The 21,981-nt window shown below is 71.7% G+C and carries 13 protein-coding genes and 1 pseudogene; 11 read left to right on the plus strand and 3 right to left on the minus strand.

The features are described from left to right. The first annotated feature begins 224 nt into the window (after positions 1-224). From ACZ41I_RS10500 to ACZ41I_RS10525, 6 genes are all read left to right on the plus strand, one after another. Entirely contained in the window at positions 225-1,232 is a 1,008-nt protein-coding gene (locus ACZ41I_RS10500; protein ID WP_468513810.1) for a Ppx/GppA family phosphatase, read from the plus strand. A 79-nt stretch (positions 1,233-1,311) separates the two neighbouring features. Further along, the gene (locus ACZ41I_RS10505) at positions 1,312-2,277 is read left to right on the plus strand and encodes an ABC transporter substrate-binding protein (protein ID WP_468513811.1); all 966 of its coding nucleotides are present in this window, start codon (positions 1,312-1,314) and stop codon (positions 2,275-2,277) included. Next, positions 2,274-3,077 (plus strand): ABC transporter permease, encoded by an 804-nt coding sequence (locus ACZ41I_RS10510; protein WP_468513812.1) that lies wholly within the window; start codon positions 2,274-2,276, stop codon positions 3,075-3,077. The genes ACZ41I_RS10505 and ACZ41I_RS10510 overlap by 4 nt, the downstream gene beginning before the upstream one ends. Further along, positions 3,074-3,871 carry an ABC transporter permease gene (locus tag ACZ41I_RS10515; RefSeq protein ID WP_468513813.1) on the plus strand — a complete coding sequence of 266 codons (798 nt, stop codon included), beginning with the start codon at positions 3,074-3,076 and terminating at the stop codon, positions 3,869-3,871. The genes ACZ41I_RS10510 and ACZ41I_RS10515 overlap by 4 nt, the downstream gene beginning before the upstream one ends. Beyond that, entirely contained in the window at positions 3,868-5,475 is a 1,608-nt protein-coding gene (mdlC, locus tag ACZ41I_RS10520; protein ID WP_468513814.1) for a benzoylformate decarboxylase, read from the plus strand. The genes ACZ41I_RS10515 and mdlC overlap by 4 nt, the downstream gene beginning before the upstream one ends. Before the next feature lie 3 nt (positions 5,476-5,478). Further along, positions 5,479-6,231, plus strand: coding sequence for an ABC transporter ATP-binding protein (locus tag ACZ41I_RS10525; protein ID WP_468513815.1), 753 nt, complete (start codon positions 5,479-5,481; stop codon positions 6,229-6,231). A 60-nt stretch (positions 6,232-6,291) separates the two neighbouring features. Here ACZ41I_RS10525 and ACZ41I_RS10530 read toward each other — a convergent pair whose 3' ends face one another. Continuing rightward, positions 6,292-8,928 carry a glycosyl hydrolase gene (locus ACZ41I_RS10530; RefSeq protein ID WP_363219508.1) on the minus strand — a complete coding sequence of 879 codons (2,637 nt, stop codon included), beginning with the start codon at positions 8,926-8,928 and terminating at the stop codon, positions 6,292-6,294. A 104-nt stretch (positions 8,929-9,032) separates the two neighbouring features. Beyond that, a complete protein-coding gene (locus ACZ41I_RS10535) occupies positions 9,033-10,157 on the minus strand; it encodes a GNAT family N-acetyltransferase (protein WP_468513877.1) in 1,125 nt (374 codons plus the stop codon). 920 nt (positions 10,158-11,077) lie between these two features. Here ACZ41I_RS10535 and ACZ41I_RS10540 point away from each other — a divergent pair. The 5 genes and pseudogenes from ACZ41I_RS10540 to ACZ41I_RS10560 all read left to right on the plus strand — a co-directional run. After that, a pseudogene (locus ACZ41I_RS10540) lies at positions 11,078-13,234 on the plus strand (glycoside hydrolase family 31 protein); the annotation flags it as partial. A gap of 144 nt (positions 13,235-13,378) precedes the next feature. After that, a complete protein-coding gene (locus ACZ41I_RS10545) occupies positions 13,379-14,587 on the plus strand; it encodes a chitinase (RefSeq protein WP_468513816.1) in 1,209 nt (402 codons plus the stop codon). Between the two features lie 112 nt (positions 14,588-14,699). Beyond that, entirely contained in the window at positions 14,700-15,476 is a 777-nt protein-coding gene (locus ACZ41I_RS10550; RefSeq protein WP_399769706.1) for a polysaccharide lyase family 7 protein, read from the plus strand. Positions 15,477-15,569: 93 nt separating this feature from the next. Beyond that, on the plus strand, positions 15,570-16,031 hold the full coding sequence (locus ACZ41I_RS10555; RefSeq protein WP_363219511.1) for a hypothetical protein: 462 nt from the start codon (positions 15,570-15,572) through the stop codon (positions 16,029-16,031). An 81-nt stretch (positions 16,032-16,112) separates the two neighbouring features. After that, positions 16,113-18,287: a hypothetical protein gene (locus ACZ41I_RS10560; RefSeq protein WP_468513817.1), complete on the plus strand. Its 2,175-nt coding sequence runs from the start codon at positions 16,113-16,115 to the stop codon at positions 18,285-18,287. Positions 18,288-18,446: 159 nt separating this feature from the next. On the opposite strand, the gene ACZ41I_RS10565 is transcribed toward ACZ41I_RS10560, so the two are convergent. Beyond that, positions 18,447-21,821, minus strand: a complete 3,375-nt coding sequence (locus ACZ41I_RS10565; RefSeq protein ID WP_399769711.1) for a pyruvate carboxylase — start codon at positions 21,819-21,821, stop codon at positions 18,447-18,449. Positions 21,822-21,981: the final 160 nt, after the last annotated feature.

Raw genomic sequence — 21,981 nt, forward strand, 5'->3', positions numbered from 1 at the left:
CGGCCGCGGGGCCGGGGGCCGGGATCCGGACAGTGGTCCGTACGGGCGAGGGGGTGTTGGACACGACGGTCGCGGGATGGACGCCGGTCCGTGCGCGGCCCGCTCCCGGTCCGCTTCGGGCTCTCCCGCGAGCCGTCCTGGAGAAGCACGTGAGCGTGCCGCTGTGCACGGGCGCGCCCCCCTGTGCGACGGGTTTTCGCCGGAGAATTGGGTACTCCCCGCCCATGCGGGTGAGCGTGGTGGATGCGGGGTCGAACACGGTCCGGTTGGTGATCGCGGATGTGGAAGGCGGTGTTCCGCTGCCGGTGCACACCGTCAAGTGGAAGCTGCGCCTGTCCGAACACGTCGCCCCTGACGGCAGCATCGCCGACGAGGCGGTGGAGCGGCTGGTGAAGGCGGTGGGTGCGGCGGGTGCCACGGCCCGCAGGTGGCATGCGGCGGGGCCGCTGGCCTTTGCGACCGCGGTGGTGCGCAGCGCCCCGAACCGGCAGGAGGTGCTGCGGCGGGTCGCGGCCGGCACCGGGATCCGCATGTGCACGCTGCCCGGTGAGACGGAGGCCGAGCTGACCTTCCTGGCGGCCCGGCGCTGGCTGGGCTGGCGCGCCGGTCCGCTGGCGGTGCTCGACGTCGGCGGCGGCTCTCTGGAGGTGGCGTTCGGCCGGGGCCGGTTGCCCGACTTCGCGGTCTCCCTCCCGCTCGGCGCGAACCGGCTGACCCAGGAGTACCTGGGTGACCAGGACCCGCCGGGGCAGGCCGAGCTGAAGGTGCTGCGCCGCCGGATCCGCCATGAGCTGCGGGACGTGGCCTCGCGGATCCGCTGGGAACGCCCGCGCACGGTCGCGGTCAGCTCGCGTACGTTCCAGCAGCTGGCGCGGCTGTGCGGGGCGGCGCCCGGGCGGTGCGGCCCGTTCGTGCAGCGGGAGATGCGCTGCCGGGATCTGCGCGAGGCGGTCCGCACCCTGGCCGCCCTGCCCGCCGCCGAGCGTGCCCAGCTGCCCGGGATCTCCGCGCCGCGTGCCGCGCAGAGCCTGGCCGGAGCGGTCGTCGGGCACACGGCGCTGAAGCTCATGGGACTGAGCGGGGCCGTCGTGTGCCCCTGGGCGATCCGCGAGGGCGTGCTGCTGCGCTACATCGAGGACGGCTCGGACTGGTGGACGGACGTCACCGGCACCACCGACACCGCAGCACCGCCCTCCGCGGCACCCCTGCGCATCGCGAGTCCACCGGCGTAGCGTTCGGGTTTCTCCAAAGACCCCCAAACCGACCCGCGTTCTGTAGCGATCATGACACATGCGGGGTAGTCATGCCCGTATGCCTTTACGTCGATCACGACCGGGAACGAAACGCCTCGCCGCGCTCCTCGCCGCCGCGCTGGTCCTCGTGGGCTGCGACAGCGGCGGCACGTCGCCCTCCGGCGACGGACGGCAGCAGCTGACCGTCGCGGCACTGCCGCTCACGGACTCGGCCGCCCTCTATCTCGCCCGGGACCGCGGGCTGTTCGCCAAGGAGGGCCTGGACGTGCGCATCCAGCCCGTCCAGCAGAGCATCCAGGCACTGCCCGCGCTGCTCAAGGGCCAGGTGGACGTGATCGCGAGCGCGAACTACGTCACCTATTTCCAGGCGTACGAGAAGGGCACCCTGGACCTGCGCATCCTCGCCGAAGGCGTCCGGATCGCCCCGCACATGATGGACGTCCTCGTGCCCAGGGACTCGGGGCTGAAGACACCCGAGGACCTCGCGGGCAGGAAGGTCGCCGTGGCCGTCCTCAACAACATCCAGTCCCTGACCCTGAACGCGATCCTCGACGCCCGGGGCGCCGGGCGGCCCGGCTACCGGCAGATCCTGTTCCCGCAGATGGGCCCCGCCCTGGAGAAGGGCCAGGTGGACGCCGCACACGCCGTGGAGCCCTTCGACACCGCCATTCAGGGCGAGTTGGGCGCGCGGGTGCTGCTGGACGCCGGGTCGGGCCCCGCGCGGGGACTGCCCGCCAGCGGGTACGTCACGACGGCCGACTTCGTGAAGAAGAACCCGAAGGCAGCGGCCGGCTTCCGGCATGCCGTCGAAGCGGCCTCCAGGCTCGCCGCCGAGGACCCGGAGGCGGTGCGCACGGAACTGCCGAAGTACACCAAGGTGAGCGCGGACCAGGCGAAGTCGATCCACCTGCCCTCCTATCCGCCGGCCGCCGACCCGGCCGCGCTGCGCCGGCTCATCCGGCTCATGCGCGTCCAGGGGCTGCTGAAGAAGGACGTCGATCCGGCACCTCTGCTGGCGAAATGACACGGCGTCAGGAACTCCTGCTGGGCGTGCTCGGCGCGGCGGCGGCCTTCGGGGTGTGCGAGGCGGTCGCCCGCGTGGGGATCGTACGGCGCAGCTATCTGCCGCCCGCCTCCGACGTCCTCGCCCGCGCCGCCCGGCTGGCGGGTGACCCTGCCTTTCTCGACGGGCTGGGGGTGACCCTGCGGGCGTGGGCGCTGGGGCTCGGGCTCGCCTGCGCGATCGCCGTACCGCTGGGGCTGCTGCTGGGCGCGGTGCCGGTCGTGGAGGCCGCCGCCCGCGCCGTGATCGAGTTCCTGCGGCCCCTGCCGTCCGTCGCGCTGATCCCGCTGGTGTCGCTGCTGCTCGGGTCGGGCACCGGGACGGAGGTGACGCTGATCGCCTACGCCTCGCTGTGGCCGGTGCTGTTCAACACCGTCTACGGCCTGGGCGAGACCGACCCGCTGGCGAAGGACACCCTGCGCGCCTTCGGGTTCGGGCGGCTCGCGGTGCTGCGGCGGGTGGAGTTGCCGGCCACTGCCCCCTTCATCGCCGCCGGGGTGCGGATCTCGGCCGCGGTGGCCCTGATCCTCGCCGTCGCGACGGAGATCCTCTCCGGTTTCGGTCAGGGTCTCGGCATCTTCATCGCCCAGGCGGAGACGGCGACGGACGGCACCCGGGACGTACTGGCGGGGGTGGTGTGGGCGGGCGGCCTGGGGCTGGTGATCAACGGCGTACTGGTCGGGGCGGAGCGGCGGTTGTTCGCGTGGGCGCAGGAACCCCCGGAGATGTCAGGGCGGTTGCGGCAGGGAGCGCGGCGATGAGCCGCATCGCGCTGCCCCTGGTGCTGCGCTGGGGCGTGCTGTTCCTCGCCGTCGCCTGCTGGGAGGCGGCCGCCCGTGCGCGGGCCAGCGTCTACTTCCCGCCCCCCATGCGCATCGCCCGGCACGCCCGCGACCTGTGGTTCTCCGGGCCCGCCGGCCATCTGTTCCTCACTCCGGCCGCCGTCGGCACCATCCTGCCGAGCCTCGGCCGGATGGCGGCCGGGTTCGCGCTCGCCGCCGTCGCCGGGATCGTGCTGGGGATCGCGGTGGGCCGCTCACGCCGGGCGTACGCCCTGTGCAACCCGGTGCTCCAGTTCGCCCGGGCCGTACCGCCGCCCGCGCTGGTGCCGTTGTTCGTCGTGGTCTTCGACTTCGGTACGCCCATGCAGGTGGCGTCGATCGTGTTCAGCGCCGTGTGGCCGGTGCTGGTCAACTCGGCCGAGGGCGCGCGGGCCACCGACCCGCTGCGGCTCCAGGTGGCGGCCGTGCTGCGGCTGACGGCACCCGAACGGCTGTGGTTCCTGGTGCTGCCCTCGGCGCTGCCCCGGATCTTCGCGGGGCTGCGGCTCAGCCTGTCGCTCAGCCTGATCCTGATGGTGTTCTCGGAGCTGCTGCCGGGCAGCGACAACGGGATCGGCTTCACCCTCACCGACGCCCAGACCCGCTCGGACCTGCTCACGGTGTGGGCCGCGCTGGTGCTGCTGGGGGCGCTCGGGTATCTGCTCAACACCGCACTGCTGGCGATCGAGAAGCGGCTCGTCGGCCCGAGGGCATCAGCGGGGAGGACGGCATGACGGCGGGCACGGTCCGCGAGGCGGTCGTGGGGTTTCTGCGCGACACCGGCATGACCACGGTCTTCGGCAATCCGGGCTCCACGGAACTGCGGATGTTCCGCGACTGGCCGGACGACTTCACCTATGTGCTGGGCCTGCAGGAGTCCGTCGCCGTCGGCATGGCGGCCGGATACGCGCTGGGCACCCGGCGCGCCGCGTTCGTCAGCCTGCACTCGGCCGGCGGGGTGGGACACGCGCTCGGGGCCGTCTTCAACGCCTTCCGCGACCGGGTGCCGCTGGTGATCGTGGCGGGTCAGCAGGCGCGCTCCCTCATCCAGCTGCGGCCGTTCCTCGGCGCGGAGGAACCGGCCCTGTTCCCGCGCCCGTACGTGAAGTCCGCCCGCCAGCCGGAACGGGCCGAGGACGTGCCGGCCGTGCTCGCCGAGGCGTACCGGACCGCGATGACACCGCCGCGCGGCCCGGTGTTCGTGTCCGTGCCCGAGGACGACTGGGACCGGGCCGCCGAGCCCGTGCCGCCCCGCACGCTGCACACGGCGTTCACCGCCGGCCCGGACGCCCTCGACGCGCTCGCCGCCCGGCTGGACGCCTGCGCCCGCCCGGCGCTGGTGGTGGGTCCGGGCGTGGACGACGAGGACGCTCTGGACCTGGTCCGGGCGCTGGCCGAGCGGATCCGGGCCGGGGTGTGGATCAGCCCGCTCTCCGGCCGCTCCGGCTTCCCCGAGTCGCACCCGCTGTTCCAGGGGTTCCTGCCGCCGACAGCCCGTCAACTGGCCGGACGTCTCGCGCCGTACGACGTGGTGGTCGCGCTCGGCGCACCGGTCTTCACCTATCACGTGGCGGACGACGGGCCCCCGCTCGCCCCCGGCACCGAGCTGTTCCACCTGGACTGCGACGCCGGCCAGGCCGCCTGGCTGCCCACCGGCACCAGCATCGTCACCACCCTGCGGCCCGCCCTGACCAGGCTCACCGAGCTGCTGAAGGAGCCCGACCGGGATCCGCCGCCGCTCCGGCCGGCCCCCGCACCGGCCCTCGCGCAGGAGCACATCACCCCGGAACTCCTCTTCGACCTGCTCCGCGCCCGGCTCCCGCGCGAGCGGGTCCTCGTCGAGGAGGCACCGAGCCACCGCGACGCTCTCCACGCGCGCGTGCCCGTCGAGACCGCCGGCGGCTTCCTCACCACGGGCAGCGGCGCGCTCGGCTGGGGCCTGCCCCTCGCGGTCGGCCGGGCGCTCGCCGACCGGCGCCGGGTGGTGTGCGTGGTCGGCGACGGCTCGGCGCTGTACTCGGTGCAGGCCCTGTGGACCGCGGCCCGGTACGCGGCACCGGTCACCTACGTCCTGCTGGACAACGGCGGTTACGCGGCCGTCCGGGCACTGGGCCGCCGGATCGGCGTCGCGCCCGTCCCCGGCACGGACATCACGGGCATCGACTACGTGGCCCTCGCGGAGTCCTTCGGCTGCCCGGCGGCCCGCGCCACACACCCCGAGGAGCTGCCGGCCGCCCTGGACCACGCCCTGGGCCGGGCCGACGGCACAGGCCCCTTCCTGCTGCACCTGCCGGTCACCGGCGAGGTGGGCACCCTCTACGAGCCCTGGGCCGGGTGAGAGATGCTGCGCCTCGACTCCGTCAGCCGGCACTTCGGCGACCAGCACGTCCTGGACGGCATCAGCCTCACCGTGCCCGACGGCCAGCTCCTCAGCGTGGTCGGGCCCTCCGGCTGCGGCAAGTCCACGCTGCTGCGCACCATCGCCGGGCTGCTGCCCGCGCAGCAGGGCACGATCACCATCGACGGGACACCGGTGACGGGCGTACCGGAGCGGCTCGCGGTCGTCTTCCAGGAGTACGGCCGCTCGCTGCTGCCCTGGCTCACCGTCCGCGACAACGTGGCCCTGCCGCTGCGCCGCCGGGGCCTGGGGCGGGCGGCCCGCCGGGCCGAGGCCGAGACGATCCTCGAACGCGTCGGTCTGCCCGGGGTCGCCCGGCGCCATCCCCGCGAGCTGTCCGGCGGCATGCAGCAACGCGTCGCCATCGCCCGTGCCCTGGTCTGCCGGCCCTCCCTGCTGCTGATGGACGAGCCGTTCGGTTCGCTGGACGCGGGCACCCGCGAGGACCTGGAGGACCTGCTGCTGGAACTCCATCGCACGAACGACACGACCATCGTGTTCGTCACCCACGACATCGACGAGAGCGTGTACGTCGGCGACCGCGTCGTCGTCCTCTCCCCCGGCCCCGGCTCCCACGTGATCCGCGACCTGCCGGTCGGCCTGCCCCGCGAACGGGACCAGCTCAGCACGCGCGGCCTGCCCGCGTTCGTGCAGCTGCGCACGGAAGTGGGGCGGGCGGTTCGTGCCGGCGGCTGAGCGTCCCGGCAGGTGGGAAGGGTGGCCCCGGAAAGCCCGGAGCCACCCGTCACTCGGCCGTCAGTGCAGGTCTCGCACCCGCACGGTGTAGATCCCCCGGCCGTGCGTGGCGGCGTACAGGGTGCGACCGTCCGGGCTGGTCCTGAGCTGGAGTACAGCGACGGCCGGCAGGCAGCCGATCCGCTCCCAGGCGGTGCGGCCCGGAGCACGGTGGACGACCCCGAGGTCGGTGGCGACGGCGAGGCCGCCGTCCGCCGTCACCAGCACCGAGTCGGTCGGCACGTCGGGCAGGTTGGCCGAGATGTCCTTCCAGGTGGTGCCGCCGTCGGTGGACTCGAAGACATGGCCGACGCCCGCGCCGGGACCCTCAGTCCAGTGCCGGGAGAAGCCGTTGACGGCGAGGAAGACGTGGTCGGCGTTGTTCGGGTCGACGGCGAAACCGCTGAGGTAGCGGTTGGGGACGGTGCCGTCCACCGGCAGGCTGACGTCGTGCCAGCCGGTGCCGTCCGCGTTGCCGACTGCGATGCCGCGGGCGAAGCCCTGGTTGTTGCAGGGCCCGCACCAGGCGGCGTAGATCTTGCCGCCGGACGCGGCGACGGCGGTCGCGGTGCGGCCCGCGCCGAGGTCGTGGACGCCGGTCCACTCCGTGCCGCTGCGGATGCCGTAGCCGTGGGTCTGGACCCAGATGTGCCGGCCGCCGGCCACCCAGGTGTTGCCGTCCTTCAGGTCCGCCGTGAGCGGGGCGATGAAGCGGGCCTCGCTGGTGGCGTTGTCGGGCGGAGCGACGGAGTACGAGGTCGCCTTGCTCGGGTCGGTGGTCCAACTGCCGTCGTTCACAGCGCAGTTCTGGGTGACCTGGACGGCGAGGTAGACGTACTCCTGGGCGATGTTGCAGCCGTTGGCGGGGTCGGTGAGGGTGTCCCCGCCGTCGCCGCCGAAGTCGGAGCCCATGACCCTGTCGTTGCTGCGCAGAATGGACTGACCGTTGTCCTGCAGGCCGCCGGTGACGGACAGACCGCCGTGGTCGAGGTCCCTGCCGATGCCGACGGAGTAGTACTGCAGGGTGTCGATGGTGCCGTCGTTGAGCGAGGTCCAGTCCGTGGCGTGACCGGAGGCGTCCTGGGCGCCGTTCACCGGGCGCTTGTAGATGCCGCCGTCGTTGCCGACGTACACGAAGCTCTTGCCGTGGGAGCTGCCGATCGCGACGCCGTGCTGGTCGGAGTGGGTGGTCTGGTGACAGTCGCCGGTCTGCTTGGCGGGGTCGATGCTCCAGCAGGGGAAGGTGAAGTTCCAGTACGGTCCGACCGTGGACCAGTTCGTGCCGCCGTCCTTGGTCTCGTAGACCTCCTCCAGGCCCGCGTACACGTGCTGCGGGTCGGCCGGGTCCACGGTGAGGAACTGGTTGTACCAGGCCTGGACGCCGGGCATGTAACCGGCCGAGGTCAGCGCCGAGTTGTCGGCGGCCAGGCCCTTGTAGTCGGCGATCCTCGTCCACGGGCCGGCCGGCGAACCGGACCGGGAGACGTAGATGCCTTCCAGGCCGCTGTCCGGGTTGGTACCGAGCTGCTCCGGGGACTGGTCGATGGCGTAGTAGCGGGAGCCGTCGGCGGAGCGGGCGAAGGTGACGTTGCCGATGTTGCCGGCGTCGGCGGGGAGGTCACCGAGGCCGCCGGTGATCCGGGTCCAGGTGCCGCCGGACTTGGTGTAGAAGCCGTTGTAGTCGTCGCCGCCGCGCCAGCCGACGGCCACGACCACCTTGGTGGGGTCCTTGGGGTCGATGGCGATGTCGTTGGCGATGTTCTTGTACGGCGCGTCCGGGTCGTCGGCCTTCGAACCGCCCGGCAGGAAGTCGGGGTTGGGCGCGAACTCCAGCTTCCAGGGGCCGCTCAGCTTCTTCGTGGAGTGGCTCCACACACCCTTGCCGGTGGCCGCCCACACCGTGCCGCCACCGAAGCGCAGCTCGTGGATGGTGGTGCTCTCCAGCTCGTCGCCGCCGACCCGGCTGCGCGCGGAGAAGGTGCCGTGGTGCGGGTGGGTGAGGACGTAGACGCCGCTGCCGAGGTAGGCGTCGGAGTTGGTGGTGGCCTCGCCGGTGCCGAGCCAGAGCCGGCCCGCGCCGTCGAGGGCGAGGGCGCCGGTGGACTGCGCGGGCAGCCGGTCGCTGACGGGCTGCCAGTGGCCGCCGCCGGTGCGCGAGCGCCACACACCGCCCCCGGCGCTGCCCGCGTAGACGTAACCGTCGTCGTCGGCGGCGATCGCCGCCATCCGGCCGGTGACGTTCCCGCTTCCGCCACTGGAGTTGGAGTCGATGTCGCGGTAGCGCGGGTCGTCGGAGTCGTACGGCAGGTCGGTGATGTTGCGCCAATGGCCGCCGGTGCTCCTGAGGCTGGTGAGGTCGTGCCAGGCGGCGCCGTACGCGCCCGGTGCGACGACACCCGGTGAGGTGCGTGCCTCGGCGTACTGGTCGGCGCCCTCGGCGATCTCGTCCGCCTCGTTGCCGTCGTCGTCCGCCGCCAAATGCGGCGACGCGGCGCCCACCGACTGCTCGCGCTCCTTGGCGAGTTGGCCGAGCGTGCGGACTCCGAAGGGGCTGATCCCCCGTCCGGAGGCGGCGGACGGGGGTATCGCGACGAGCGCGGCGGAAGCGGTGAGAGCACAGACGGTCAGCCACCGTCTTCTGTGGGTTGGCAGGGACACCAAGGACCTCCCGGTGCAGCGACACTGCTGACGCAGGAGACCCGACCACGCGGACACGACAACGTCCGGCGCTTGAGGAATTTTTGACGAGAACCTGCCAGTAGTTACCGCCCCGGAAGCCGGTCCTTCCCGTCGGCCGGGGAAGCCGCCGCGCTCTGGGTGCGCAGCCTGCCCGCCGTCTTCAGCAGCCGGTCGGCCGGATCACGCAGCCCGGGATGGGCCAGCACCGTGTTCCGCAGTCCGCGTACCGGCCTGCGCCACAGCCGCTGGGCCAGCGCCACCGGATGCGGGCGGGCCGCGAAGCCCTCGGCGACCCGCAGTTCACGGGTCTTCAGCCAGTCCTTGTACTCCTTGTCGCCGCGCCCGAGGTCCACGAGGGTGACGCCGTGCCGGGCGGCCGCCTCGGCGGTCCTCAGGTGCATCATCAACCCCGGTGAGTAGTAGTGCAGTTCGGGGTCGTAGGCGGTGAACCAGGCTGCCAGGACCGTGCTCGACCGGGGGCCGAAGTGGGCCGCGACCGGCCGCTCGCCCGCATACAGCACGGACAGCACCCCGGTGAAGTGCTCCTCGCGGACCCGGAAGAGGTGGTCGACCAGAGCGACGATCCACGGCCGGGAGAAGCGGTCCATGCGGCCGGTCCTGCGGTACTGCGCGGACTTCCAGCGCATGAGCGTGCGCAGCGCCTCGGGGTCGCGCTCGTCGAAGACGAACCGCACCTCGCCGATGTCCCGGCCGAGCCGCCGCTCCTTCTTCAGCGTCGTCTTGGCCAGGCCCGGATAGGTGCCGCGCAGCCACTCCGGATACTCGCCGTCGCCGGGCTTCACATCGATCACCGGTGAGGCGAACGTTCCGGTGACATGCGGCGCGAACGGCCGCTGCTCCTGGACCAGATGGTCGAACTCGAAGATGCTGAGCCGGCAGTCCCGCAGCAGTTCCTGCGCGTCCCAGGTGACCCCGGGCCGGTGCACGAGCGCCTGGCAGTCGGACAGTCCGAGTCCGATGGCCCGTCCGGTGCCGAGCGGCCCCCGCTCGTACGGGAAGAACCCGGCCGGTTCCCCGCCCTCGCGCAGGACCGCGACCCGCGCGCCGCTGCGGTACCGGCCGACGCCGATCGTGAACTCCGGTGCGAGGAAAGGGTTGGCGTACTCGGGTGACTCGTCCATGGCGCGGTGCCAGGCCCCGCGCAGCTCGGGCGTCAGCTCGCCGGGTCTGTGGATGGTGATGTCCACCTCAGTTCGACCGCCCTTCCGCAGGTCGCCCTTGCGCAGGATCGGCGAGCGGTGTGCCCGAGGCGGCACCGGTCGGTGAGGCGTGTGATGCATGGCTCATGGATCGCATGGGCGACCGCTCTCCCCCCATGACGCGCCGGGCGCGTCCTGCCTTTGGTACCGATGTGCGCCGAATCCCCTCCGTGCGCGACTGCTCAAACGTCGCGAAACAGTACGCACACTGTCAAGGGTGCCTCAGGCGACGGACGGTCCGCCACGGGTACGCGGACATCGTGAACAGCCCTTGGTAAAGGGCTTCGCGGTATTGACATGAACCTGCATCAGCCCCGAGGCTTCCTGCTTGAAGTTGCTCGATTCGCGCTCATTTCGAGCGTTTACGAGCATCAGCGCAAGAACAGCAAGACGTCAGTCCGCAGTGCTGCGAGGGGAGCTGTTCCGCCGTGCAAAGACCGCGAAGACTGCGCCACCGAGTGCCGTGGCCGGCCTGGGTACCGCTGGGGCTGGCGGCCGCCCTGGCGGGGACCGTACTCACCGCCCCGGCGCCCGCCCAGGCCGCCGCCACCGTGGCCGGGGCCGTGCTCGACCCCGGCCACGGCAGCGTCAGCTGGCAGAGCCCGGTGTACGCCAAGGGCACCGGCGGCGGCACCGAGAGCTGTCCGGATGCCGCGACCGACCCGGACAGCAAGATCTGCGACCGTTACGACCTGACGGTCTCGGTGCCGGACGGCTACTGGGACGACAACCCCGAGGGCGGCGTCCCGCTGTCGGTCAAGTGGGAGAAACCCTCGGACGACTTCGACCTGTACGTGTACGACGACCACGGCAAGCAGGTGGCGTCCAGCGCGGGCACCGCCGACCCGGAGGCCACGGTGATCCCGCGGGCGTCGGGGACTTACCACGTGGTGGTCGTGCCGTACGACGTGCACGACAACTCCTTCACGGGCTCCGCGTACCTGCCCGCCACCACCGACGCCGGTGACCTCACGTCCTTCTCGGGCGGTGACGGCAGCTACACCATCGGGGCGGGACGGCTGACGGCCCGCGCCGACTTCCTGACAGGAGGTCAACTGCGACTGCAGGCCGACCCGTCCGGCTCGCTGAGCGATCCCGCAGGCACCGCCATCGTGCGCCGGCAGCCCGCCCCGGAGCGCCGCACCTCGTCCTTCGACGCGGGCGACTACTACGGCATCCGCTCCCCGCGCGCCGTCCTGCGCGTGTACAAGAGCCCGCTGCGCTTCGGGCTGTACAAGCCCGACAACCGCACCCGCATCTGGCAGGAGGACAAACCGCTGCGCTGGTCCACCGGCGGCATGCGGCAGAGCCTCGTGCGCGGCGCGGACGAGCAGTTCTTCGGCGGCGGTGAGCAGAACGGCAGCTTCTCGCACCGCGGGCAGACCATGTACGTGTCCAACAGCTTCGACTGGAACGAGGGCGGCTACAACAACTCCCAGCCGTTCTACCTCTCCAGCGCGGGCTACGGCGCCTTCCGCAACACCTTCGCCCCGGGCGTGTACACCTTCGGGCAGCCCGTGACCACCGGCCAGCAGGAACGGCGCCTGGACGCCTACTACTTCCTCGGTGACGCGAAGCAGGTGATCGGCAAGTACACCGCGTTGACCGGCAAGCCGTTCATGCCTCCGGTGTACGGTCTCGAACCCGGCGACTCCGACTGCTACCTGCACAACGCCAACCGGGGCGAGCGGCACACCCTGGACGCGTTGAAGATCGCCGACGGGTACACGCAGAACCGGATGCCGCTCGGCTGGATGCTGGTCAACGACGGCTACGGCTGCGGATACGAGAACCTGCAGCAGACCGCCAAGGGCCTGCAGGACCACCACGCCCAGCTCGGCCTGTGGACCCAGGACGGCATCGACAAGCTCGCCGACCAGGTGAAGGCGGGTCAGCGGGTGGCCAAGCTGGACGTGGCCTGGGTCGGCAACGGCTACAAGTTCGCCCTGGACGCGTGCGACGCCGCCAAGAAGGGGATCGAGGACAACAGCGACGCGCGCGGTTTTGTGTGGCTGCCGGTCTCCTGGGCGGGCGCCCAGCGCTGCGGGGTGCTGTGGAGCGGCGACCAGAAGCTGTCCTGGGACTACATCCGCTGGCAGATCCCGACCTACGCCGGTGCGACCCTGTCCGGTATCTCCTACAACACCGGTGACGTGGGCAGCATCTACCGCCACGACGCCAAGATGTACGCCCGTGACCTGCAGTGGAAGGCGTTCCTGCCGGCCATCATGACCATGGACGGCTGGGCGAGCGACCTCACCACCGGCAAGCCCGCCGACCAGCAGCCGTGGCGGGACGGCGAGCCGTACACCTCCATCAACCGCACGTACCTGCAGCTCAAGGAGCGGCTGCTGCCGTACATGTACACGCTGTCCGCCGAGGCCGCGAAGACGGGTGTGGGCGCGGTGCGTCCACTGTGGCTGGAGTACCCGGACGACCCGAACACCCTCGGCGACCAGGCGAAGTACGAGTTCCTGTCCGGCCGCGACTTCCTGGTCGCCCCGGTCTACCAGGACTCCGACACCCGGGACGGCATCTACCTGCCGAAGGGCACCTGGACGGACTACTGGACCGGCCGCACCTACCAGGGCCCGACCACGGTCAACGGCTATCACGCCCCGCTCGACACGCTCCCGTTGTTCGTCCGCGAGGGCGCGATCGTACCCATGTGGCCGAAGGGGACGACGAGTTGGCAGACCCGGGACCGGCACGAGCTGGACTGGGACCTGTATCCGGCGGCCCGTGGCACGAGCCGCTACACCCTGTACGAGGACGACGGGGTGACCCGCGACTTCGCCAAGGGCGCGGCCGCCACCCAGCGGGTGTCCGTGCAGGCCGACGGCAAGGGGACGACCGTCACGGTGGGAGCGAGCCGGGGCGACTACGCCGGCAAGGTGGACGCCCGCGGCTACCGGTTCACCGTGCACGGCGGCTCGGCGCCCGCACGGGTGCTGCTCGACGGCCGCCAACTGCCTGCCACTGCCTGGTCGTTCGATCCCGCCACGCACGTCACGGCCATCACCACGCCGAGCCTGTCGCTGGACCGGGGCTTCACGGTGCGGCTGGTCGACGGGAGGTAAAGGAATCGTATGGTCTAGTCCAAAGTCCACGCTGGTCTAGTCCAACTTATTGACGTGACCGCAACAGCCAACGGAGGGTGGGGCTCCCCACTCCGGGGACTTCCCCACCCCACCCTCCGGAGGCACACAGTGAGACCTCTTCGGGCATGTCTGGGCGCGGCGGCGGCCGTCACGCTCGCCGCCGCGGGCACCACCGCACTCGTCACGGGCAACGCCTCGGGCGCGACCACCGCACTGAACAACCGCTGGTACGCCGCCGCCCCCTATCTGATGCCGCTGGACAACGACCCGCCGGACCCGGCCGCCATCATGGACGCGACCGGTCTGAAGGCCTTCCAGCTGGCCTTCGTCCTCGCCCCCAACGGCGGTGGCTGCACGCCGACCTGGGGCGGCACCGCACCCGTCTCCTCGGACACGGCCGTGCAGTCGGTGATCAGCACGATCCGCGCCAAGGGCGGTGACGTATCGGCCTCCATCGGCGGCTACGGCGGCACGAAGCTCGGCCAGGCCTGCTCCGACGCGGCATCCACCGCGGCGGCCTACCAGCAGGTCATCACCAAGTACGGACTGCACGCCATCGACTTCGACCTGGAGGAACCGGAGTACGAGAACAGCGCGGCCATCAAGAACGAGATCGGCGCGGCCAAGATCCTCCAGCAGAACAACCCGGGCCTGTACGTCTCGGTGACGACGGCCGGCACCGCGGACGGCACCGGCTGGTTCGGCAAGCAGATGCTGCTGGAGGCCAAGTCCCAGGGGTTCACCCCGAACAACTTCTCCATCATGCCGTTCGACGGCGGCTTCAACGGGGCGGCGAGCCAGACCAGCGCCCTGACCAACTTCAACTCGATCCTGCAGTCGACCTTCGGCTGGGACCAGGCGACCGCGTATGCCCACGAGGGCTTCTCGGGCATGAACGGCCGCAGCGACACGGGCGAATACTTCACCCAGGCGGACTTCCAGACGGTCCTGGACTACGCGACGAACCACAGCATGGACCGGTTCACGTTCTGGTCCCTGAACCGCGACCGGCAGTGCAGCCCGCCCGACAACGGCGGCCGTACGTCCGGAACATGCTCCAGCGTCGCACAGAACTCCTGGGACTTCGCCAAGTACTCGGTGAAGTTCGCCGGCGTCACCCCGCCCACCACCCCACCGACACCGACCCCCACGCCGACGCCGACCTCCTGCAAGCCCGCCTGGAGTTCGGCCGCGGTGTACACGCAGGGGAACGAGGTCTCCTACAACAAGCACAACTGGAAGGCCAAGTGGTGGACCCGGAACGAGGTGCCCGGCGCCGCGGAATGGGGACCGTGGCAGGACGAGGGTGCCTGCTGAATCTCTTGACGTGTTTGGTTCAGACCTCTAGCTTCTCGGGTCATCGATGACCAAGGATGCGTTCAGTGTTCATGTGACTGAACGCATCCGGGTCCGACGAAGGGACCCCCACATGACCCGATCCAGGCTCCTCGCGGTGCCGGCCTCCGCGGGCCTCGCCCTTGCCCTCGCCCTGGCCGGCAGCCCCGGCGCGATCGCCGCCGACCCGCATGCCGCCCCCGGCGGCAGCTTCGACCTGTCGGTCTGGGAGCTGCAGGAGCCCGTCGGCTCCCCCGGCCACCCGACCACCATCCCGTCCTCCCGCCTCCAAGGCGCGCACGGCTACCAGGACGCGTACTTCTACACCGACACCCGCGACGGGGCGATGACCTTCTGGGCGCCCGAGAAGGGGGTGACGACGCCGAACTCGAACTACGCCCGCTCCGAGCTGCGCGAGATGAACCGCGACGGCAGCGCCGCCGACTGGGCGCTGTCCGGCTCGCACCGGATGAGCGCGACCCTGCGGGTGGTGTCCGTGACGAAGAACGTGTGCGTCGGGCAGATCCACCTCGGCACCGGCGGCTCCTCCACCAAGCCGCTGCTGGAGCTGTACTACCACGCCAACGGCGACATCGTCCTCGGCACCGAGAACTCGCCGTCCGGCGGGCAGACCACGCACAGTGTCGGGCATGTGGCGGTCGGCAGGACCTGGAGCTACACCATCGCCGTCTCCGGCGGCGACACCATCGACCTGACGGTCAACGGCGCCACCACCCACTACGGCATCCCGTCGTCGTTCCAGCGGTACAAGCAGTACTTCAAGGCCGGCTCCTACAACCAGTCCTCATCCGACAGCACCACCGACGGCGCCCGCGTCGCGTTCTACGGCCTCACGCTCAAGCACGGGTGACACGCTGCGCGACCTGCGCGATTGGTGCAAATGGCCGCACGGTCGTAGCGTCGAGTGGACGCGGTCGGACACAGAACTGCAGTGGGAGCGGCCATGCGCGGATCACTGGTGGGAACGGCGGTCACCCTCGCGGCAGGAGCCCTGCTGACCGCGGCGATGACAACGGCCTCGGCCAGCCCGCCGGCTCAGGCCGCGACGAACTCGAAGTCCCAGACGGCACGGCCCGTGCTCGTCGACTGCTTCTTCCACCGGAATGTCCGCCCGGCGGAATTCATCCTCGCCTGCGGCGACGGCAACAGCCGGCTGTCCGGACTCCACTGGTCCGATTGGGGTCCGGACGGGGCGAAGGCCGTGGGCGTGAACTGGGTCAACGACTGCACGCCGTACTGCGCGGCCGGCACCTTCCACAGCTACCCGGTCGTCATCCGGCTCGCCGGCGAGAAGCAGTGGAAGAAGCACCCGTCCTTCGAGCGCTACACGCAGATCAGCCTCACCTACCCCGGCGCCCGGCCGGAGGGCTTCAAGCAGGTCATGACCTACCCGCTCTGGGACTGACCGCTCCGGGACGCACACGTCCCCTCAGGCCGGGGCCAAATTGCGGTGCGGCGGTTCGTGGGCCTCTGCGATCATGCCGCAATGCGCGACACCCTCGAACAGCTGGTCGTACGACACGCTCACCGCATCCCCGCCCCCGCCGGACCCGCCGGTCACGGCGAGGGGGCGGCGCGGCAGTTCGACGCTGCGCTGATGTCGGTGGGCTTCAAGCTCTCCGCGGCTGCCCTCGTGCACCTGTCGTCCCTGTCCGAGGACGTGGTCGTCGGCACCGCCGTCCGCACCCTGGCGACGGTCCGCGAGCTGGTCGGCGACCATGTCGAGCACAACGTCTACTTCGTGGACTTCCCCGCGAACGTCCCCGACACCGTCCAGTTCTGGAATCGCTGCGTCGAGGAGGCCCTCGCCGACGACTCCACCCGCACGGGCACGCTGAAACAGCTGTTCAGCGGGGTGGTCGACCTGCTGACCCTGCCGTCGTACGGCCGCTACCGGCACACCTACGCCGAGCTGCTCGCCCGGCACGACGAGCTGATCCCTGCGGCGGGCGACCGCCTGACCCTGCTGGACCTCGGCGCTCCGCTGGACGACGAGGTCACCGCGCTGTACCTGGCCCTGGCCGGAAGCAGCACCCCGCTGGGCGAGGACGGCCTGCGTGACCTGGAGGTGCTCGCCGGGGCGTGCGTGACCGGGCCGCAGCCGGAGGCGATCCCCGTGCGCGAGAACCGCGCCGTCGTCAACCGGGCCCGGCTGCGGGTGGGCGCGGACCTGCTGCTGGACACCGTCACCGACGTGCTCCGCCTGGCCTGCGCGCTGTCCGACGGTGACGTGACCCTCCAGGAGCCCACCCGGTTCCGGGGACTGTCACGGCCGGTGCGCCGGGCGCTGCTCGCGCAGCTGGACGCCGTCGTCGCCGCCTCCCCCGCCGGGCTGGCGGACGTCGTGGCCCACCGGGAGGCGTTCAAGCGCCTCGGGGAGCGGCTGCACCCCCACGAGTACCCGCAGTGGCCGCACGCCGCCGAGGTGTTCGCCGTCGCCCGCGGTGAGCAGCGTGCGCGCTCCTTCGAGGGCCGTGTCGAGGAGCTGCTCGGTGCCGGGGACGTCACCGGGGCGGTACGGCTGCTGCAGTCGGCTCCGGGCAGGCTGTTCCGTTCCCTGGACCGGCTGCTGCGCACGGCCCGCACCCAGGAGGAGCGCGACACGGTCGTCGCCGCGGCCGAGGAGGTCGCCGGTGAGGTGTCCGGCCGGGTGCTGCTGTCGGTGCGCGAGCATCTGCACAACCGTGCCGGGGCGGGCGAGGGCCGCCGGGTGTTCGTGGGCCGGCAGGGCCGCGCCTGGGTCACCGACGACACCCGCCCGCCCCTGCTGCCGCCGGAGCGCAAGCGGCTGACCACCGCGCTCGACGACGAGATCGGCCGCCGGCTCCCGGCCGTGGACCGGCTGCTGGTCGACCCGGACATGCTCGATGTGGCGCTCCCGCTCAGCGGCAGGGCGACCGCATCCGGCCTCGGCGTGCTGCCCCGCGGCTCCCTCTGCCCCGTCGACGGGGAGCTGCTGCGCTTCTTCGTGCACTGGAAGCAGACCAGCGCGCGCACCGACTACGACCTGTCGGCGCTGCTGCTGGACGCCGACCACGAGACGGTCACCTGGCTGTCCTGGACGGCCTTGTCCGACGTCGAGGGCGAGCACTCCGGCGACATCACCGAAGCACCCGACGGCGCCTCGGAGTTCATCAACCTGCGCCTGGGCGCCGTGCGCGGCACGTTCATCGTCCCGCAGGTCCACATCTTCTCCGGGGAGGGCTTCGAGGAGGTGGAGGAGTCCTTCTTCGGGTTCATGCTGCGTGAGACCGAGCAGGCCGGCCGTCCCTTCGAGCCGCGCACGGTGCGGATGAAGTCGGAGCTGCGCGGACCCGGCCGCATCGCGCTGCCACTGGTGTTCCTGCGCGGCGCCGACGGCCGGTGGCGCGCCAAGTGGCTGCACCTGTACCTCAAGGGCCGGCCGGCGGCCAACCGGGTCGAGGGCAACCAGGTGTCGGTGGCGACGCTGGTGCGCGGCATCGTCGAGCGCGAGTACCTCACGGTCGGCCACCTCGCCGACCTGCTGGCCGAGCGCGGCACGACCGTGACCGAGTGGGACGGTACGCAGGCGGCGCCGGACGGCCCGGTCACCTACTTCGGCCTGCAGCGGCCGGAGGGACTGCACCCGGACTCCCGGATCGTCACCCCGGAAAATCTGCGCGACCTGATCCCGGAGTGACTGCTAACGTTGGCGACGGCGAGGCCATGAAGGGGCTTCCTTCTACCTCTCTTGTGATGAGATTCGACGCAGTCCCTTCGCTCTCCTCGCCCTCGGCGTCGGCCCCGTGGCACCTTCCGGTGCCACGGGGCCGTTTCGCGTGTGCCGGGCGGTCGCGGGTCAGGCCAGCTCGACCAGCAGGTCGCCGCCTTCCACCTGCTGGATCCGGTTGATCGCCAGCCGGGACACCCGGCCCGCCTTCGGCGCGGTGATGGTGGCCTCCATCTTCATCGCCTCGATGGTGGCGACGGTGGCACCGGCCGCGACCTCGTCGCCCTCGGTCACCGCCAGCGTCACCACACCGGCGAACGGCGCCGCGACATGGCCGGGGTTGGCACGGTCGGCCTTCTCCGTCACCGGCACGTCCGAGGCGGCGGCGCGGTCGCGGACCTGGATCGGGCGCAGCTGGCCGTTGAGCGAGGACATGACGGTACGCATACCGCGCTCGTCGGCCTCGCCGACCGCCTGCAGCTCGATCAGCAGCCGGACACCGGGTTCCAGGTCGACGGCGTACTCCTTGGCGGGGCGCAGTCCGTAGAAGAACGCCTTGCTGTCCAGGACGCTGGTGTCGCCGAAGGCCTGCCGGTGCGTCTCGAACTCCCGCGTGGGGCCGGGGAACAGCAGCCGGTTGAGGGTGGCGCGGCGGTCCTTGGCCAGGCCCTCGCGGTCCTCGGCGGACAGCTCCGGGGCGGGCTTGGGCGCGGCCCGGCCCTTCAGGGCCTTGGTGCGGAACGGCTCGGGCCAGCCGGCGGGCGGGGTGCCCAGCTCACCGCGCAGGAACCCGATGACCGAGTCCGGGATGTCGAACCTGTCGGGCGTCTCCTCGAAGGCCTTCGGGGAGACCCCGGCGCCGACCAGGTGCAGGGCGAGGTCGCCGACGACCTTGGAGGAGGGGGTGACCTTGACCAGGCGGCCGAGGATGCGGTCGGCGGCGGCGTACATCGCCTCGATGTCCTCGAAGCGGTCGCCGAGGCCGAGGGCGACGGCCTGGGTGCGCAGGTTGGACAGCTGACCGCCGGGGATCTCGTGGTGGTAGACGCGGCCGGTCGGCGAGGCGAGGCCCGCCTCGAACGGGGCGTAGATCTTCCGGACGCTCTCCCAGTACGGCTCCAGGTCGCCGACGGCCCCCAGGTCGAGGCCGGTGGGCCGGTCGGAGTGGTCGGTGGCGGCGACGAGTGCCGACAGCGACGGCTGCGAGGTCGTACCGGCCATCGAGGCCACCGCGCCGTCCACGGCGTCGGCGCCCGCCTGGATCGCGGCCAGGTAGGTGGCCAGCTGGCCGCCCGCCGTGTCGTGCGTGTGCAGATGCACGGGCAGGTCGAACTCGCGGCGCAGGGCCGAGACGAGCTTGGCCGCGGCCGGGGCGCGCAGCAGGCCGGCCATGTCCTTGACCGCCAGGACATGGGCGCCGGCGTCGACGATCTGCTCGGCCAGGCGCAGGTAGTAGTCGAGGGTGTAGAGCCGCTCGGCGGGGTCGCCCAGATCGCCGGTGTAGCAGAGGGCGACCTCGGCGATCGCGCTCCCGGTCTCCCGTACGGCGTCGATGGCGGGGCGCATCTGGCCGACGTCGTTGAGGGCGTCGAAGATGCGGAAGATGTCGATGCCGGTGGCTGCGGCCTCCTGCACGAAGGCGTCGGTGACCTCGGTGGGGTACGGGGTGTAGCCGACGGTGTTGCGGCCGCGCAGCAGCATCTGCAGGCAGATGTTGGGCACGGCCTCGCGCAGGGCCGCCAGCCGCTCCCACGGGTCCTCGGCGAGGAAGCGCAGCGCCACGTCGTAGGTGGCGCCGCCCCAGCACTCCAGGGACAGCAGCTGCGGCAGGGTGCGGGCGACGACCGGGGCGACGGCGAGGAGGTCCTTGGTGCGCACGCGGGTGGCGAGCAGGGACTGGTGGGCGTCACGGAAGGTGGTGTCGGTGACGCCGATGGCCGGCGACTCGCGCAGGTGGCGGGCGAAGCCCTCGGGGCCGAGGTCGACCAGCAGCTGGCGGGAGCCGGCAGGAGGCTCGCCGGCCGGCAGCGGGGGCAGCTTGGTGACCGGGTCGAGCAGGTCGGGCCGCTCGCCGTGCGGCTTGTTGACGGTCACGTCGGCGAGGTAGGTGAGCAGCTTGGTGCCGCGGTCCGCGGAGGAACGGGCGGTGAGCAGGTGCGGGCGCTGCTCGATGAAGGAGGTGGTGACCCGCCCGGCCTGGAAGTCGGGGTCGTCCAGGACGGCCTGCAGGAACGGGATGTTGGTGGCCACGCCGCGGATGCGGAACTCGGCCACGGCACGCCGGGCGCGGCCCACGGCCGCCCTGAAGTCCCGGCCCCGGCAGGTGAGCTTGACCAGCATCGAGTCGAAGTGCGCGCTGATCTCCGTACCGGCGTGGGTGGTGCCGCCGTCCAGGCGGATGCCGGAGCCGCCCGGGGAGCGGTAGGCGCTGATCCGGCCGGTGTCCGGGCGGAAGCCGTTGGCGGGGTCCTCGGTGGTGATACGGCACTGGAGGGCGGCGCCGCGCAGGGTGATGGTGTCCTGGGCCAGGCCGAGGTCGGCGAGGGTCTCGCCGGAGGCGATCCGCATCTGGGCCTGGACCAGGTCCACGTCCGTGACCTCTTCGGTCACGGTGTGCTCGACCTGGATGCGCGGGTTCATCTCGATGAAGACGTGGTTGCCGTCGCGGTCGAGGAGGAACTCGACGGTGCCCGCATTGCGGTAGCCGATCTCGCGGGCGAAGCGGACGGCGTCGCCGCAGATACGGTCCCGCAGCTCGGGGTCGAGGTTGGGCGCGGGGGCCAGCTCGATGACCTTCTGGTGACGGCGCTGGAGCGAGCAGTCGCGTTCGTAGAGGTGGATGACGTTGCCCTCGCCGTCGGCGAGGATCTGCACCTCGATGTGGCGGGGGTCCACGACGGCCTTCTCCAGGAAGACGGTCGGGTCGCCGAAGGCGGAGGCGGCCTCGCGGGAAGCGGCCTCGATGGACTCGCGCAACTGGGCGGGGTCCTCCACACGGCGCATGCCGCGACCGCCGCCGCCCGCAACGGCCTTGACGAAGACCGGGAAGCCGATCTCCTCGGCGGCGCGCACCAGTTCGTCGACGTCGGTGGAGGGCTGGGACGAGCCCAGCACGGGCACTCCGGCCGCCCGGGCGGCGGCGACCGCGCGGGCCTTGTTGCCGGTCAGTTCCAGCGTCTGCGCACTCGGGCCGACGAAGGTGATGCCCGCCTCCTCGCAGGCGCGGGCCAGTTCGGGGTTCTCGGACAGGAAGCCGTAGCCCGGGTAGACGGCGTCGGCGCCGGCCCGGCGGGCGGCGGCCACGATCTCCTCGACGGAGAGATAGGCCCGCACCGGGTGCCCCGGCTCGCCGATCTCGTACGCCTCGTCGGCCTTCAGCCGGTGCAGCGAGTTGCGGTCCTCGTGCGGGAACACGGCGACGGTGCGCGCGCCGAGTTCGTAGCCCGCCCGGAACGCGCGGATCGCGATCTCTCCACGGTTGGCGACCAGCACCTTGCGGAACATCCTGGATTCCCTTCAGCTGCCTGCCGGCGACGAACACCATGGTGTCAGCCACGCCCTGCGTACCTCGCGGCACACCCTAGGGGGTGCCCGCGCGTGTCGACGTGCGAAAACCGTCACATCGACGGGGTGGGCGGCGCCACACTCGGTCGTTCTGGCATCG

It is taken from the genome of Streptomyces sp. NPDC030799, assembly GCF_055572255.1.